Consider the following 16,327-nt stretch of genomic DNA (forward strand, 5'->3'; position numbering starts at 1 on the left):
TGTAGGAGCGCACCCTGTGCGCGAGGATCCTCCGCGAAAAGCTCTCGCGCACAGGGTGCGCTCCTACGAAAAGCACATTGCGCCACTGTTCGAATTCCCTGCATCACCAGGAGACACACGATGACCGAGCAAACCCTGCCCAAGCCGAAGAAATCCGTGGCGCTGTCCGGCGTTGCCGCCGGCAACACTGCGCTGTGCACGGTTGGCCGCAGCGGCAACGACCTGCACTACCGCGGCTACGACATCCATGACCTGGCGGCCAAGGGCTGCTTCGAGGAGGTGGCGCATCTGCTGGTCTACGGCGTGCTGCCGAACTGGACCGAACTGCAGAACTACAAGGCGAAGCTGAAGCGCCTGCGCGGCCTGCCGGCGCCGGTGAAGGCGGCGATGGAGCTGCTGCCTGCCGCCACCCACCCGATGGACGTGCTGCGTACCGGCTGCTCGGTGCTGGGCACGGTGCTGCCGGAGAAGGAAGACCACAACCTCACCGGCGCGCGCGACATCGCCGATCGCCTGATGGCCAGCTTCGGCTCGATGCTGCTGTACTGGTACCACTTCAGCCACAACGGCAAGCGCATCGAGACCGAGACCGACGACGAGACCATCGCCGCGCACTTCCTGCACCTGCTGCACGGCAGGAAGCCGAGCGAACTGCACGCGCACTCGCTGGACAAGTCGCTGGTGCTGTACGCCGAGCACGAGTTCAACGCCTCGACCTTCACCGCCCGCGTGATCGCCGGCACCGGTTCGGACATGTACTCCTCGATCACCGGCGCGATCGGCGCGCTGCGCGGCCCGAAGCACGGCGGCGCGAACGAGGTGGCGATGGAGATCATCGCGCGCTACCGCAATGCCGCCGACGCCGAGGCCGACATTCGTGCCCGCGTCGAGCGCAAGGAAATCATCATCGGCTTCGGCCATCCGGTGTACACGGTGTCCGATCCGCGCAACGAGATCATCAAGGAGATCTCGCGCAAGCTCTGCACCGACGGCGGCAACCCGACCCTGTTCGAGGTGTCCGAGCGGATCGAGAAGCTGATGTGGGAACAGAAGAAGATGTTCCCCAACCTCGACTGGTTCTCGGCCAGCGCGTACCACATGATGGGTGTGCCGACCGCGATGTTCACGCCGCTGTTCGTGATCGCCCGTACCTCCGGCTGGAGCGCTCACGTGATCGAGCAGCGCCAGGACGGCAAGATCATCCGCCCGAGCGCGAACTACACCGGTCCGGAAGACCAGACCTACGTGCCGATCGACAAGCGCTGACCGATCAGGTCGTCACAGGGAAAAAGGGGCTGCGGCCCCTTTTTTCTTTTTGCGCGTCGCCCCGATCCGCGCGGATACAACCTGTAACAGCGGTGATACACCCCGTCCCGGAAGGCGCCCGGCCCCGGGCTCCGTCAGTTCGGAGACCTCACGGCGTCCCTGGCATGCGGCATGCGCAGCGGTGCTTCATGGATGAAACAGGTGCGCGCTTTTCGTGCAGCGGTCGATGCGCGGCGGATGTCCGGCAAGTTGCTCAAATCATTGATTTTTCCTTGCGCTACCGGCGGCCCGTGAGGTCGCGCGGGACGTGGCACGCATGTTGCCAAGCAGCTGGGCGACCGTAAGACAAGAAGCAGGGGGATAACGCGATGTTCCGGAGAACGATCATGCGCAAGACTCTTCTCGTAACAGCGGTATGTCTCGGCCTGGGATTCACGCTCCCGGCGATGGCGGACAAGACCCAGACCGGCGGAGCCGGACCCAGTGCCCAGGCCAATTCCTCGGCAAACGCGGACGCGTATGCCACGGGCCAGGGAAGCGCCTCGGCAAACAACAGCAGTACCTCCACCTCGTCGATCGCCAGCTCGTTCAACACCAGCAAGGCGATCGCCACCAGCCGGCTCGACGGCGCGGTGACGGATATCCACGTCCGCGACATCGGCAACGTGGCCAAGAACTTCGGTGATGCCAACGGCGGCTCGGGCGGCTACGGCGGCGACGCCTACGGCGGCAAGGGCTACGGCGGCCGGGGTGGCTCCGGTGGCGACGGCGGCAATGCCTCCTCCCGCAGCGGCCACGTCGGCGGCAGTGGAGCGGCCAGCGGCGACGCCGCCGGTTACGCCGGGGCCTGGGGTGGCGACAGCAACGGCGACAACTATGCCGATGCGCACGCTCGGTCGCGTGGTGGCGGCACCAATACCAGTACGGCTTCCGGCGGAAGCGGCGGCTGGGCCGGCGGCAGCGCGACGGGCGGCAGCAACAGCAGCACCAGCGGCTCGGCGACCGCCTCCGGCGGCAGCAGCGGTGCGTCCGATGCCACCGGTGGTGCCGGCGGCATGGGTGGTGCCGGCGCGGCCGGAACCGGCGGTTCGGCGCTTGCCGGCAACGGCGGCACGGGTGGCAACGGCGGATCGAACAGCGTCGATGCGGGCATGTTCGACATGTCCAACCACATGGACGGCGCTGCGGCAGCGGCCGCTGGCGTCACCGTGATGGCGCAGAACAGCGGCATCGGGGCCCTGGTCCAGCAAAGCGTGAATGTCCAGGCGAATCTCAACGTCGGGCCATAAGCGCAGGGAAACGTCATGGGGCGCCTCGGGCGCCCCATGACTTTGTGCCGGATGCCGGGAGCCATTGACCTGGCGGATGGCCATCGCGTGCTGCCGCGCAGTGTGGCGGTGGCGCGGAAGCGACCGGAGACAAGGCCATGCGATCAGTCAGTGCGCGATATGGGCTGGTTCTGCTTGGAGTGATGTTTGCGCCGTGGAGCGTCGCAGCAGAAACCCCGGCGGCATCCGTCACATTCTCTCAGCCGTCTGCTGTATCCGTGCGCAGCGCGGTGGGGACCCCGTCCGGACGGGTCGAGGGTCTGGGGCCGCGGGTCGATGCTGCGACGCTGGGCCGTCTCAGCGGCGGCACCGAAGTCAGCCAGGAGATGACGCTCACCGGAACGGTGGGCAACAACCAGATCGATCACGCGGTGACCGGAAGCAACGTGATCAGCTCCGGATCGTTCGATGGAGCGACCGGCCTGCCGATGGTGATCCAGAACACCGGCAACGGCGTGCTGATCCAGAACGCCACGATCATCAGCGTGAAGCTGCAGCCATGAAGCGATGGTCCGTGCAGCTGATGTGGCTGCTCGCCGGTATCCCGGTGGGAGCCGTGGCGCACTCGCCGGTGGAGCTGGCAGGTGTCTCCGGCGGCGTATACACCTTGCACGTGACGAGCCTGAAAGAGGCGCGCTTCCGCAACACGATCCGGCAGAAGTACGACTTCAGCTGCGGCTCTGCGGCGGTGGCCACCCTGCTCACCTACCAGTACGACTATCCGGTGAGCGAGCAGACCGCCTTCGCCCAGATGTACGCGCACGGCGACCAGGCGAAGATCAATCGCGAAGGGTTTTCGCTGCTCGACATCAAGCGCTTTCTCGCCGCCCACGGGTTCGACGCCGACGGCTTCGAGGTACCGCTGGAGAAGCTCCGGCAGGAGCACCTGCCGGCGATCGTGTTGATCGACGAGCGCGGCTATCACCATTTCGTGGTGATCAAGGGCCTGCGGGACGGGCGGGTGCTGGTGGGCGACCCGGCCATGGGGACGCGCTCGATACCGCTGCGGCAGTTCGAGGCGGCGTGGAAGACACACCTCGTCTTCGTGATTCACAACCGGCGCGGGCTGGCCATCTTCAACAGTCCGAAGGACTGGCGCGTGGCTCCGCTGGCGCCGCTCGGGCTGGCCATCGACCGCCGCGGGCTCGAGGGCATCGTGATGCCGCGTCGCGGGCCGGGCGACATCTGAAGGAGCCTGCGATGAAACGAACCATGACGTGCCTGTGCGGTTGCCTCTGTGTCCTGGGCGGCATCGCCTTCAGTGGCCTTGCCTCGGCGCAGGATGCTTCTGTTCCCGCCGCGGGAGCGGCACTGGGGACGTTCCATGCCTGGCGGCCCGTCAGCGACCAGCGTCTCGCGGGTGTGCGCGGCGGTTTCGACGACGGCCGCGGGCTGGTGGTCTCGTTCGGCCTCGACCGGCTGGTGTATGTCGGCGGCAACCTGGTTTCCAGCAGCAGCGTGGAGATTCCCGATATCGCGCACATCACCCGGGAGCAGGCCGAGGCGCTAGCGGCCGCGACCGGCGCGGTGAACGTGATCCAGATCGGCCCTGGCAACACGGTCGACCCGATCGTGCTGCAGCAGGCCGCAGGTCTCGGTGCAACGGTGATCCAGAACAGCCTGGACAACCAGAACATCCAGAGCCTGACCCGCCTGGATGTGACGTTGAGCGGCCTGGGGCTGCTCAACGGCGTGGACCTGCAGGGTTCGCTGCAGGCTGCCATGTCCAGTCGCGCGGGCCCGTGAGGAAGCCGGGCGCGAGCGACTGCCTGAAACGACCTGCCTGCCACCGACTCCGGGGAAATCCGATGAAGCAGAAAGCATGTCAAGCCGGGCGCATCGTGGCCTGTGCCGGAATGATCCTGCTCGGTGGCATGGTCCGTGCGCAGGACGCACCGGCGCCCTCGGATCCGGATCCGTTGTCTGCCGTGATCCGGAAGAACCTGGCCGAGCAGGCCGCGCGACTCGATGCCATGCGCAGCGAGCTCGCCAGGCAGGACCAGCAGATTGCCCAGTTGAAGCGCGCGCTCGCCGCACAGGAAGCCGACTACCGGGCCTTGCGGCACGCCGTGGGCGCCGACGTGCTCGACCAGCAGCGGGCAGGCAACGTGGCCGCGGCCGGACGCATGGCCACCGCGCTGCCCATGCCGGATGATGCGGCCCCGGTCCTGCAGTCGCAGGAGCGGCCCGTCGGAAAAGCCCCCGAGCGTGACCAGCGGCCACCCGAAGTAGCTCCGATCTTCGATCAGCCAGGCGTCCTGACGGCACGCGGCAAGCTCGTGGTCGAGCCGTCGTACCAGTTCGCCTATTCGTCGAACGAGCGTGTCGCGCTGATCGGTTACACGGTGATTCCCGCCGTGCTGATCGGCCTGGTCGACGCGCGGCAGGTCAAGACCACCACCCAGACCGGAGCACTGGCGTTCCGCTATGGCGTCAACAACCGCATGGAAGTAGAGCTGCGGGTCCCGTACGTGTACGGGCACACCGACACGATCAGCCGGGAGATCTTCACCGGCAGCGCCACCGACAAGGTGTTCACTTCCCACGGCCACGGGATCGGCGATATCGAGGCCACCGCGCGCTACCAGATGAACGATGGCGGCGCCGACCGGCCCTACTACATCGGCTGGCTGCGGGTGAAATCGCGCACCGGCAAGGATCCCTTCGAAGTCACCACGGACTGCGTGAGCCGCTGCGTGCAGAACACCACGGGCACCGGGCTTCCGCTGGAGCTGCCGCGGGGCTCGGGGTTCTACTCGGTCCAGCCCGGCCTGACCTGGCTGTTCCCGTCCGACCCGGTGGTGTTCTTCGGCAATGTCAGCTACCTGCACAACTTCCCGCGCAGCCATGTCACGCGCACCGTCCTGGCGGGCGGCAAGGAGCCGCTCGGCACGGTGAAGATCGGCGACATCGTCGATGCCAGCGTCGGCATGGGACTGGCCCTGAACGAAAAGGCTTCCTTCAGCATCGGCTACGACATGAGCCTGGTCGGGCTGACCCGGCAGAACGGCCAGAAAGTGGCGGGAACGGCGCGCAGCGTACTGGGCACCCTGCTGGTGGGTGGTTCCTACCGCTACGACAACAAGCGCACCCTGAACTTCACGCTCGGGGTCGGGGTGACCCGCGACACGCCGGACGCCACCGTCACGGTGCGCGTGCCGATGATGTACTGAGTTCCATCTGCGACAGTGAGGGGCGGCCTTGGCTGGCTTCGCTGCCGCGGTCCTCGTCTGTAAGATCGACGGCGGGCGGCTCTGGCATGGTGTCAGTGACCGCGCGGAAGGACGGTCTCCGCGAGGGAGGAACCATGCAGGCGTGGCTGCTCGGTGGACTGGTGCAGGCCGTATCCGCTGGCGCACCGTCAGACGGCGATGCCTATGGCGACTGGGGCGTGAACCTCGCTGTGATCGTCGCCACCATCGTGGCGGTCGGCCTCTGCGTGACGCTGCATTACGAGGTGCTCTCCTGGCTGTCGCGCCGGCTGGGGGGCAAGGACCGGACCGGGCGGCATCACCGCCGCCAGGTGCTCTACGGCATCTTCGGCGTGCTCAGCGTGCACGTCTGCGAAATCTGGATCTTCGGCCTGGCGTTCTATCTGCTGCAGTCGATCAGTCCTTCGTTCGGCCACGTCCACGGCATCGCGGCCGGTTCGCTGGTCGACCACGTGTACTTTTCGGCCGTGACGTTCACCACGGTGGGCTTCGGTGACGTGATTCCCTTCGGGCCGGTGCGCTTCCTGGCGGGCACCGAGGCGCTCACCGGCTTCGTGCTGATCACCTGGTCGGCCTCGTTCACGTTCCTGGAGATGGGGCGCTTCTGGCGACGCGACTGAGTCAGTCGCGCGCATCCCGCAGCTGGCGGCGCCGGACCAGCCAGCCGCCGCCGCAGACCGCCAGCACCAGCAGCGCGTCGAGCGCATAGGCGGCCCACGGGCGCGGGTCGAACCAGCGCGCGACCAGGTTGTCGTGGGCGATCATGCGTGCTGCGGTCCAGGCGATGGCGCCCGCGCCGACGTAGATGATCACCGGGAAGCGCGCGATCAGCTTCAGGATCAGCGTGCTTCCCCACACCACCAGCGGCACGCTGATCAGCAGTCCCAGGATCACCAGGCCCATGTGGCCCTTCGACGCACCGGCGATCGCCAGCACGTTGTCCAGGCCCATCAGGGCGTCGGCCACCACGATGGTCTTGAGCGCCGACCAGAACGTGTCGCCGGGGCTGACGTCGGGGTCCTCCTCCTCGTGCCTGAGCAGCTTCCAGGCGATCGGCAGCAGCAGCAGGCCGCCGGCCAGCATCAGGCCGGGCAGCTTGAGCAGGTAGACCACGATCGCGGTCAGCAGCACGCGCACGCCGACGGCGCCGAAGGTGCCCCAGAACACCGCCTTCTTCTGCAGCCTGGGTGGCAGGTTGCGCGCGGCGAGGGCGATCACGATCGCGTTGTCGCCGGCCAGCACGAGATCGAGCAGGACGATCGCCGCCAGGCCGGAGAAGAATTCGGGGGAGAGGAAATCCATGCGGTTCATTCCTGCGCGCGGGACGAATGCAGCAACCGCGGGCGCACGCCGCCCCGTGGTTACCGCAAAAGTCTCGTTCGCGACAAAGCCGCTGGGGTGACCGGAGCGGTGCTCCGCTCGTGATGACGACCACCGCACGAACGTCCGAAGAATCGACGTCCGGAACTACTCCCTTTTGGGGTTAGTACCAGTGCATTGTCGAGCTCGCCGCGCATGCCGGTCAAGCCAAAGCCCTCGGGGTGGCGCCTTCATCCCGCTACAATAGGCAGGCTTTGTGTCGTGTCTGCCGCCGTTTCGGGCCATCGGCCAGCGATGCCCCGGGCAGTGTCCGGAAAACGGTGCGCGGGCGCGGAAACGACCTGTTCCCAGCGAGTGCTTGTCTCCAGGATTGCCGACCTCTATGAACAACGCCTACCGAAAGTCCCTCCCCGGCACCTCGCTGGACTACTTCGATGCACGCGCCGCCGTGGAGGCGATCCAGCCGGGCGCCTACGACGCGTTGCCGTACACCTCGCGCGTGCTGGCCGAGAACTTGGTGCGCCGCTGTGATCCGGCCATCCTCGCCGACTCGCTGATGCAGCTGATCGAGCGCAAGCGCGAGCGCGACTTCCCGTGGTTCCCGGCGCGCGTGGTGTGCCACGACATCCTCGGCCAGACGGCGCTGGTGGACCTGGCTGGCCTGCGCGATGCGATCGCCGATCGCGGCGGCGACCCGGCCAAGGTGAACCCGGTGGTGCCGGTGCAGCTGATCGTCGACCACTCGCTGGCGGTGGAGTGCGGCGGCTTCGATCCGGACGCCTTCGCGAAGAACCGCGCCATCGAGGATCGCCGCAACGAGGACCGCTTCCACTTCATCGAGTGGACCAAGCGGGCGTTCGAGAACGTCGACGTGATCCCGCCGGGCAACGGGATCATGCACCAGATCAACCTGGAGAAGATGTCGCCGGTGGTGCAGGTGCTCGATGGCGTGGCCTATCCCGATACCTGCGTCGGCACCGACAGCCATACCCCGCACGTGGATGCGCTCGGCGTGATCGCCGTCGGCGTGGGCGGGCTGGAAGCCGAGAGCGTGATGCTCGGCCGTGCCTCGTGGATGCGCCTGCCCGACATCATCGGGGTGGAACTCACCGGGCGTCCGCAGCCGGGCATTACCGCCACCGACATCGTGCTGGCACTGACCGAGTTCCTGCGGGCTTCGAAGGTGGTGGGCGCGTGGCTGGAGTTCCGCGGCGAGGGTGCCGCGGCGCTCACGCTGGGCGATCGCGCCACCATCTCCAACATGGCCCCCGAATACGGGGCCACGGCGGCGATGTTCTTCATCGACAGCCAGACCACCGACTATCTGCGCCTGACCGGCCGCAGCGACGAGCAGGTCAAGCTGGTGGAGACCTACGCCAGGACGACCGGGCTGTGGGCCGACGCGCTGGCCGGCGCGCAGTACGAGCGCACGCTCACCTTCGATCTCTCCTCGGTCGTGCGCAACATGGCCGGCCCGTCCAATCCGCACAAGCGGCTGCCGACGTCCGATCTCGCTGCGCGCGGTATCGCCGGCCATTGGGAGGAGCAGTCGGGGCAGATGCCGGACGGTGCGGTGATCATCGCCGCCATCACCAGCTGCACCAACACCAGCAACCCGCGCAACGTGATCGCGGCCGCGCTGCTGGCACGCAACGCCAACGCGCGCGGCCTCACCCGCAAGCCGTGGGTGAAGAGTTCGCTGGCGCCTGGCTCGAAGGCGGTGGAGCTGTACCTGAAGGAGGCGAACCTGCTGCCGGAACTGGAGCGGCTCGGCTTCGGCATCGTCGCGTTCGCCTGCACCACCTGCAACGGCATGTCCGGCGCGCTCGATCCGAAGATCCAGCAGGAGATCATCGACCGCGACCTGTATGCCACCGCCGTGCTTTCGGGCAACCGCAACTTCGACGGTCGCATCCATCCGTACGCGAAGCAGGCCTTCCTGGCCTCGCCGCCGCTGGTGGTGGCCTACGCCATCGCCGGCACCATCCGCTTCGACATCGAGAAGGACGTGCTCGGCGTCGATGCCAACGGTCAGCCGGTCACGCTCAAGGACATCTGGCCGAGCGACGAGGAGATCGACGCGATCGTGGCTTCCAGCGTGAAGCCCGAGCAGTTCCGCGCCGTCTACGAGCCGATGTTCGCGCGCACCGGCCCAATGGGCATCCGCGCCGCGCCGCTGTACGACTGGCGTGCGCAGAGCACCTACATCCGTCGTCCGCCGTACTGGGAGGGCGCACTCGCGGGTGAGCGCACGCTCACCGGCATGCGCGCGCTGGCGGTGCTCGGTGACAACATCACCACCGACCACCTGTCGCCGTCCAACGCGATCCTGCCGACCAGCGCGGCGGGCGAGTACCTGGCGAAAATGGGTCTGCCGGAAGAGGACTTCAATTCGTATGCCACCCACCGCGGCGACCATCTCACCGCGCAGCGCGCCACCTTCGCCAACCCGACCCTGGTCAACGAGATGGCGGTGGTCGATGGCGAGGTGAAGCGCGGTTCGCTGGCTCGCGTGGAGCCGGAAGGCCGGGTGATGCGCATGTGGGAGGCGATCGAGACCTACATGGAGCGCAAGCAGCCGCTGATCGTGATCGCCGGCGCCGACTATGGCCAGGGCTCCTCGCGCGACTGGGCCGCGAAGGGCGTGCGGCTGGCCGGCGTGGAGGCGATCGCGGCCGAGGGCTTCGAGCGCATCCATCGCACCAACCTGATCGGCATGGGCGTGCTGCCGCTGCAGTTCAAGCCCGGCACCAACCGCAAGACGCTGGGCATCGACGGCAGCGAGACCTTCGACGTGGTGGGAGCGCGCACGCCGGGGACGGACCTCACCCTGGTGATCCATCGCAGCACCGGCGAACGCATCGAGGTGCCGGTGACCTGCCGGCTGGATACCGCTGAGGAAGTGTCGATCTACGAGGCGGGCGGCGTGCTGCAGCGCTTCGCTCAGGATTTCCTTGAGGCGTCGCAGGCGGCATGAGTCGGATCGCGGAGTGGCGCCTGTTCTTTGCGGCCATGCCGTCGCCGGCCCTGGTGGAGTACATCGGTGCTCTTCTGGAGCGGTACGGACTGGATAAACGCTTGGGAACCGCCATGTTCGCGCTGGCTAACCTGCATCAGTCGTTTTCCGAGCGCATTTTTTCACCGACCGCTTCAGACCGTGCGGCGTTGCTGCGGGTGGGTGCAGCCGTCTCCGCATCCTCTTGCACGCTCGATTTCAACCGCATCGAGGGATCGGCTGGTTTGCCGGGGCATATCCATTGGAGGATGAGCGCGTACGGGGTGCCGAGGGCGTTCACTGCCTTACTCAAGGAGGTGCAGCAGCGCCTCGCTGAAGCGGGATTCGGCCATATCGCCACGGGCGTCACGCCGCATATGACTCTGAGTTATAGCGCCCCCTCGCCGCTGAACAAGATCGTGCTTGATCCACCCCTCCGCTGGACCATCGACGAACTGTGTCTCGTCATGGGCGGCGGCCATCCTTACCGTTACGAGATCATCGGTCGTTGGCCGTTGCTGCCAGAAATCGATCCCCCTGCCATGCAGCCCGCTTTGTTTTAAGCGGCGCGGGCACTTCCGGAGATTCCCATGTCGCATGCTGCACAGATCCGCATTCCCGCCACCTACATGCGCGGGGGCACCAGCAAGGGTGTGTTCTTCCGCCTCGAGGATTTGCCCGAGGTCGCCAAGGTGCCGGGCGCTGCGCGCGACGCGCTGCTGCAACGGGTGATCGGCAGTCCCGATCCCTACGGCAAGCAGATCGACGGTATGGGCGGCGCCACCTCCAGCACCAGCAAGACGGTGATCGTGTCCAAAAGCACACGGCCGGCCCACGACGTGGACTACCTGTTCGGCCAGGTGGCGATCGACAAGGCCTTCGTCGACTGGAGCGGCAACTGCGGGAATCTCTCCGCGGCGGTCGGTCCGTTCGCCATCGCCAGTGGCCTGGTCGATCGCGCCCGCGTGCCGCGCGACGGCATCGCCATCGTGCGCATCTGGCAGGCCAATATCGCCAAGACGATCATCGCCCATGTGCCGATGACCGACGGCGCGGTGCAGGAGACCGGCGACTTCGAGCTGGACGGTGTGACCTTCCCCGCAGCCGAGGTGCAGCTGGAATTCATGGATCCGGCCGCCGAGGAAGAGGGCGCAGGTGGCGCCATGTTCCCCACCGGCAACCTGGTCGACGACCTGGAGGTGCCTGGCGTCGGCACGCTCAAGGCGACCATGATCAACGCCGGCATTCCGACGATCTTCATCGAGGCCGCCGCGATCGGCTACGCCGGCACGGAACTGCAGGACGCCATCAACGGCGACGACAAGGCGCTGACGATGTTCGAGACCATCCGGGCGCACGGCGCGTTGCGCATGGGCCTGATCCAGTCACTGGATCAGATCGCCACGCGCCAGCACACGCCCAAGGTGGCCTTCGTCGCCGGGCCGGCCGACTACGTCGCGTCGAGTGGCAAGCACGTGAGGGCCACCGACATCGACCTGCTGGTGCGGGCGATCTCGATGGGCAAGCTGCATCACGCCATGATGGGCACGGCGGCGGTGGCGATCGGCACCGCCGCGGCCATTCCCGGCACGCTGGTGAACCGGGCCGCTGGCGGTGGCGAGCGCCAGTCGGTGCGTTTCGGTCATCCGTCGGGAACCCTGCGGGTGGGCGCCGAGGCCACGCTGGTCGACGGCACCTGGACCGTCACCAAGGCGGTCATGAGCCGTAGCGCGCGCGTGCTGATGGAAGGCCGGGTGCGGGTGCCTGCGGGGTAAGTCCGCAGGGCACGCGTAGCGCTTTTTCGCTGCCGTGACGTCGCATCGGTAATCTCTGGGAGGATCGCGTCCGGTGACGGGGGCAGCACCCCCGACTCTGAGGCGTTTTCCCTGCTGCCAGGAGACGAGCCTCATGAGCGCGCACGATATTCGTTATGCCAAGCGTCCCGATCCCGACCAGCCGATGGTCGACATCGCCGACTATGTGATCGATTACCGGATCGATTCGGTCGAGGCGTACGACACCGCCCGCATCATGCTGCTCGACTCGCTGGCCTGCGCGATGCTGGCGATGAAGTTCCCCGAGTGCGTCAAGCATCTCGGCCCCCTGGTGCCGGGGGCCACGCTGACAGGTGGCGCCCGCGTGCCAGGCACCAGCCATGAGCTCGATCCAGCGCAGGCCGCGTTCGCGATCGGCACGCAGATCCGCTGGCTCGACTTCAACGACACCTGGCTGGCGGCGGAGTGGGGCCATCCGTCGGACAACCTCGGCGCGATCCTCGCGGTGGCCGATTACCTCAGCCGCAAGGCCGAACGCGAAGGTGGCGAGCCGCTGACCGTGCGCGACGTGCTGACCTGGGCGATCAAGGCGCACGAGATCCAGGGCTGCTATGCGCTCAGGAACAGCTTCAACCGCGTCGGCCAGGATCACGTCATCCTGGTTCGCCTGGCGTCCACCGCGGTGACCACCGCGATGCTCGGTGGTGACAAGGAGCAGGTCATCGCCGCGGTGTCGCACAGCTGGATCGACAACGGCGCGCTGCGCACCTATCGCCATGCCCCGAACACCGGCCCGCGCAAGAGCTGGGCCGCCGGCGACGCCTGCCGCCGCGCCGTCATCCATGCAATCAACGCCGTGTACCGCGATGTGATCGGCTATCCCTCGGCGCTCAGCGCCGGGACGTGGGGCTACTACGACGTCGCCTTCAAAGGTCACGCGTTCGAGTTCGAGCGACCGTTCGGCAGCTATGTGATGGAGAACGTGCTGTTCAAGATCAGCTTCCCCGCCGAGTTCCATGCGCAGACCGCGGTGGAGTGCGCCATGCAGCTGCACGGGCAGGTGGCGGGCAGGATCGATCAGATCGAGAAGGTGGCGATCGAGACCCAGGAGGCGGGACGCCGCATCATCGACAAGACTGGCCCGCTGGCCAACTATGCCGACCGCGACCACTGCATCCAGTACATGGTCGCCGTGCCGCTGATCTTCGGTCGCCTCACCGCGGACGACTACAACGACGACGTCGCAGCCGATCCGCGCATCGACGCGCTGCGCGAGAAGATGGTGGTTGGCGAGAATCCGGATTTCACCAGGGACTATTTCGATCCCGCCAAACGCTACATCGGGAACTCGGTGCAAGTGTTCTTCAAGGATGGGTCGAGCACGGGCAAGGTGTCGATCGACTATCCGATCGGTCATCGCATGCGTCGCGCCGAGGGTATTGCGCTGCTGTGGGACAAGTTCGAGGCTGCCATGCGCGGGCATCTGCCGCCAATGAAGGTCGAGGAAATCATGAATGCGGCAGCTGATGATTCCCGCCTCGACTCAATGCCGGTTCAGCATTTCCTGGAACTTTTCACGCTGTAAAGACGGCGTGACCCGATAATCGAATTCGCCTTAAGGGGTGGCGCCCAAGTCCTCCGACGATCGGGAAGTTCCGCTTTTCGACCATGGAGGTTGCGGCGAACATTCCCGCGGGATTTTCGAATGCGGATTACCACCAAGGAGACACCTGATGAAACGTAAGGGCTTGTATTTTCTGATTGCTCTGGCCCTGGGCGGCGTGGGTGCCGTTCACGCGCAGGACACGGCGCCGGCGGACAGCGCACCGGGTACGAGTTCGTCGAGCTACGACGATCGCTGGTACATCGCGCCGACCATTGGTGGTTATTACAACGACACCGACCGGAACACGAACAGCCGTCAGCTGTATTACGGTCTGGGCGTGGGGCGTTTCATTTCGCCGGACGCGTCGATCGACCTGTTCGTGGACCGCACCAAGCGGAACGTGGACGGCGCGGTGGGTGGCGGCAGCTGGTCGAACAACTCGTTCGGCGCGGCGGCTCGCTTCTACCGCGGCGACTGGAACGCCTGGCGTCCATACCTGCTGGCCGGCGTGATGGCGAGCAACCACCACGACCGTGGCGATCAGGGTTTCTCGCCGGCGGCCGAGCTGGGTCTGGGCGTGTCCAAGACGGTGACGGACAGCTCGGACGTCCGTATCGAAGGTGGCTACCGTTACGACTGGGACAACAAGAGCCAGCCGGCGCAGGACGGTTACGGTGACTGGTTCCTGGGCTTCAGCGTCGTGTCGCGCTTTGGCGCGCCGCCGGCCCCGCCGGCTCCGGTCGTGGCCCCGCCGCCGCCGAAGCCGGATTGCTCGACGCTGGACAGCGATCATGACGGCGTGAACGACTGCGACGACAAGTGCCCGGCGACGGCTGCCGGCACGATCGTGGGTCCGGACGGCTGCCCGCAGAAGGTGGTGATCGATCTGCGCGGCGTGAACTTCAAGTTCGACTATCCGAAGAAGGGCCACGTGAAGGCCGACGAGATCGGCAAGGCGCTGGCCGAGCCGACGGCGGACTCGCTGTCGATCCTTGACCAGGCGGTGGATACGCTGCAGCGCTACCCGCAGGTGAAGGTGATGGTTGCCGGCTACACCGACTCGAAGGGCACGGAGCAGTACAACCAGGCCCTGTCGGAGCGTCGTGCGCAGATCGTGTACGACTACCTGACGGCGCACGGCGTGGACGCGAGCCGCCTGGAAGGCCCGGTCGGCCACGGCGAGAGCGATCCGGTGGACACCAACGACACCGATGCCGGTCGCGCCCGCAACCGCCGCACGGAGCTGCAGGTCCAGCAGTAAGGATCGGCACCGCGTGTCATGAAGAAGCCCGGCTTTGGCCGGGCTTTTTCTTTTTCCATTCCGTTATAAGACGAGTGCGGAAGGTGCCGCGTACCTGAACAAGGCTTCACCGGCCTCTGGCGCGACAATGTGATGCAGATAGCACTATTTAACGGTTTTGATACACTTTCTCGCGCTTGCGGCAGAAATGACAAGCCGGGGACCTCGGCCCTGTCGGCATGAATAATGTTCTGACGCGCGATCTCCCGTCTGACGTGGAACGGACGCGAAAACCAATAATCGAAGGAGACACCTGATGAAACGTAAGGGCTTGTATTTTCTGATTGCTCTGGCCCTGGGCGGCGTGGGTGCCGTTCACGCGCAGGACACGGCGCCGGCGGACAGCGCACCGGGTACGAGTTCGTCGAGCTACGACGATCGCTGGTACATCGCGCCGACCATTGGTGGTTATTACAACGACACCGACCGGAACACGAACAGCCGTCAGCTGTATTACGGTCTGGGCGTGGGGCGTTTCATTTCGCCGGACGCGTCGATCGACCTGTTCGTGGACCGCACCAAGCGGAACGTGGACGGCGCGGTGGGTGGCGGCAGCTGGTCGAACAACTCGTTCGGCGCGGCGGCTCGCTTCTACCGCGGCGACTGGAACGCCTGGCGTCCGTACCTGCTCGTCGGCTTGATGGGCAGCAACCACCATAATCGCGGCGACAGCGGTTGGGCCCCTGCGGCGGAGTTGGGCGTGGGTGTGTCCAAGACGGTGACGGATAGCTCCGATGTGCGGATCGAGACGGGCTACCGCTACGACTTCGACGACAAGAGCCAGCCGGCGCAGGACGGTTACGGTGACTGGTTCCTGGGCTTCAGCGTCGTGTCGCGCTTTGGCGCGCCGCCGGCCCCGCCGGCTCCGGTCGTGGCCCCGCCGCCGCCGAAGCCGGATTGCTCGACGCTGGACAGCGATCATGACGGCGTGAACGACTGCGACGACAAGTGCCCGGCGACGGCTGCCGGCACGATCGTGGGTCCGGACGGCTGCCCGCAGAAGGTGGTGATCGATCTGCGCGGCGTGAACTTCAAGTTCGACTATCCGAAGAAGGGCCACGTGAAGGCCGACGAGATCGGCAAGGCGCTGGCCGAGCCGACGGCGGACTCGCTGTCGATCCTTGACCAGGCGGTGGATACGCTGCAGCGCTACCCGCAGGTGAAGGTGATGGTTGCCGGCTACACCGACTCGAAGGGCACGGAGCAGTACAACCAGGCCCTGTCGGAGCGTCGTGCGCAGATCGTGTACGACTACCTGACGGCGCACGGCGTGGACGCGAGCCGCCTGGAAGGCCCGGTCGGCCACGGCGAGAGCGATCCGGTGGACACCAACGACACCGATGCCGGTCGCGCCCGCAACCGCCGCACGGAGCTGCAGGTCCAGCAGTAAGGATCGGCACCGCGTGTCATGAAGAAGCCCGGCTTTGGCCGGGCTTCTTTTTTGCGCGGCATCCGTCCCGGAGCCGGGCGGTGCACAACAAAAAGCCCGGTTCGGCCGGGCTTTCTGCGGGCGGGGCGGCAACCG

The 16,327-nt window shown here is 66.5% G+C and carries 14 protein-coding genes; 13 read left to right on the top strand and 1 reads right to left on the bottom strand.

What is annotated here, in order from left to right; all coding sequences use genetic code 11:
• The first annotated feature begins 120 nt into the window (after nt 1-120).
• From prpC to ATSB10_RS01060, 7 genes are all read left to right on the top strand, one after another.
• A complete protein-coding gene (prpC, locus tag ATSB10_RS01030; RefSeq protein WP_063670024.1) occupies nt 121-1,266 on the top strand; it encodes a bifunctional 2-methylcitrate synthase/citrate synthase in 1,146 nt (381 codons plus the stop codon).
• A gap of 386 nt (nt 1,267-1,652) precedes the next feature.
• A complete protein-coding gene (locus ATSB10_RS01035) occupies nt 1,653-2,555 on the top strand; it encodes a hypothetical protein (RefSeq protein ID WP_063670025.1) in 903 nt (300 codons plus the stop codon).
• Nucleotides 2,556-2,824: 269 nt separating this feature from the next.
• Nucleotides 2,825-3,097, top strand: a complete 273-nt coding sequence (locus ATSB10_RS01040) for a hypothetical protein (RefSeq protein WP_236886467.1) — start codon at nt 2,825-2,827, stop codon at nt 3,095-3,097.
• Nucleotides 3,094-3,783, top strand: coding sequence for a C39 family peptidase (locus ATSB10_RS01045; RefSeq protein WP_063670027.1), 690 nt, complete (start codon nt 3,094-3,096; stop codon nt 3,781-3,783). Before ATSB10_RS01040 ends, ATSB10_RS01045 begins: the two co-directional genes overlap by 4 nt.
• Before the next feature lie 11 nt (nt 3,784-3,794).
• Nucleotides 3,795-4,340 (top strand): hypothetical protein, encoded by a 546-nt coding sequence (locus ATSB10_RS01050; RefSeq protein WP_063670028.1) that lies wholly within the window; start codon nt 3,795-3,797, stop codon nt 4,338-4,340.
• Between the two features lie 62 nt (nt 4,341-4,402).
• Complete coding sequence (locus tag ATSB10_RS01055) at nt 4,403-5,767, top strand: hypothetical protein (protein WP_063670029.1); 1,365 nt, start codon at nt 4,403-4,405, stop codon at nt 5,765-5,767.
• A 134-nt stretch (nt 5,768-5,901) separates the two neighbouring features.
• Nucleotides 5,902-6,426 (top strand): potassium channel family protein, encoded by a 525-nt coding sequence (locus ATSB10_RS01060; RefSeq protein WP_083966028.1) that lies wholly within the window; start codon nt 5,902-5,904, stop codon nt 6,424-6,426.
• A 1-nt stretch (nt 6,427) separates the two neighbouring features.
• Here ATSB10_RS01060 and ATSB10_RS01065 read toward each other — a convergent pair whose 3' ends face one another.
• A complete protein-coding gene (locus tag ATSB10_RS01065) occupies nt 6,428-7,108 on the bottom strand; it encodes a TerC family protein (protein ID WP_063670030.1) in 681 nt (226 codons plus the stop codon).
• 400 nt (nt 7,109-7,508) lie between these two features.
• Here ATSB10_RS01065 and acnD point away from each other — a divergent pair, with 400 nt between their 5' ends.
• The 6 genes from acnD to ATSB10_RS01095 all read left to right on the top strand — a co-directional run bounded on the left by acnD (nt 7,509) and on the right by ATSB10_RS01095 (nt 16,192).
• The gene (acnD, locus tag ATSB10_RS01070) at nt 7,509-10,103 is read left to right on the top strand and encodes a Fe/S-dependent 2-methylisocitrate dehydratase AcnD (RefSeq protein WP_063670031.1); all 2,595 of its coding nucleotides are present in this window, start codon (nt 7,509-7,511) and stop codon (nt 10,101-10,103) included.
• Nucleotides 10,100-10,684, top strand: a complete 585-nt coding sequence (locus tag ATSB10_RS01075) for a 2'-5' RNA ligase family protein (RefSeq protein WP_063670032.1) — start codon at nt 10,100-10,102, stop codon at nt 10,682-10,684. Before acnD ends, ATSB10_RS01075 begins: the two co-directional genes overlap by 4 nt.
• Before the next feature lie 27 nt (nt 10,685-10,711).
• A complete protein-coding gene (gene prpF, locus ATSB10_RS01080) occupies nt 10,712-11,896 on the top strand; it encodes a 2-methylaconitate cis-trans isomerase PrpF (protein WP_063670033.1) in 1,185 nt (394 codons plus the stop codon).
• A gap of 133 nt (nt 11,897-12,029) precedes the next feature.
• Nucleotides 12,030-13,481 (top strand): bifunctional 2-methylcitrate dehydratase/aconitate hydratase, encoded by a 1,452-nt coding sequence (locus ATSB10_RS01085; RefSeq protein WP_063670034.1) that lies wholly within the window; start codon nt 12,030-12,032, stop codon nt 13,479-13,481.
• Between the two features lie 148 nt (nt 13,482-13,629).
• Nucleotides 13,630-14,763: an OmpA family protein gene (locus ATSB10_RS01090; protein ID WP_063670035.1), complete on the top strand. Its 1,134-nt coding sequence runs from the start codon at nt 13,630-13,632 to the stop codon at nt 14,761-14,763.
• Nucleotides 14,764-15,058: 295 nt separating this feature from the next.
• Nucleotides 15,059-16,192, top strand: coding sequence for an OmpA family protein (locus ATSB10_RS01095; protein ID WP_063670036.1), 1,134 nt, complete (start codon nt 15,059-15,061; stop codon nt 16,190-16,192).
• Nucleotides 16,193-16,327 lie beyond the last annotated feature (135 nt).

This window comes from Dyella thiooxydans, from assembly GCF_001641285.1.
GTDB classification, from domain to species: Bacteria; Pseudomonadota; Gammaproteobacteria; order Xanthomonadales; family Rhodanobacteraceae; genus Dyella_A; species Dyella_A thiooxydans.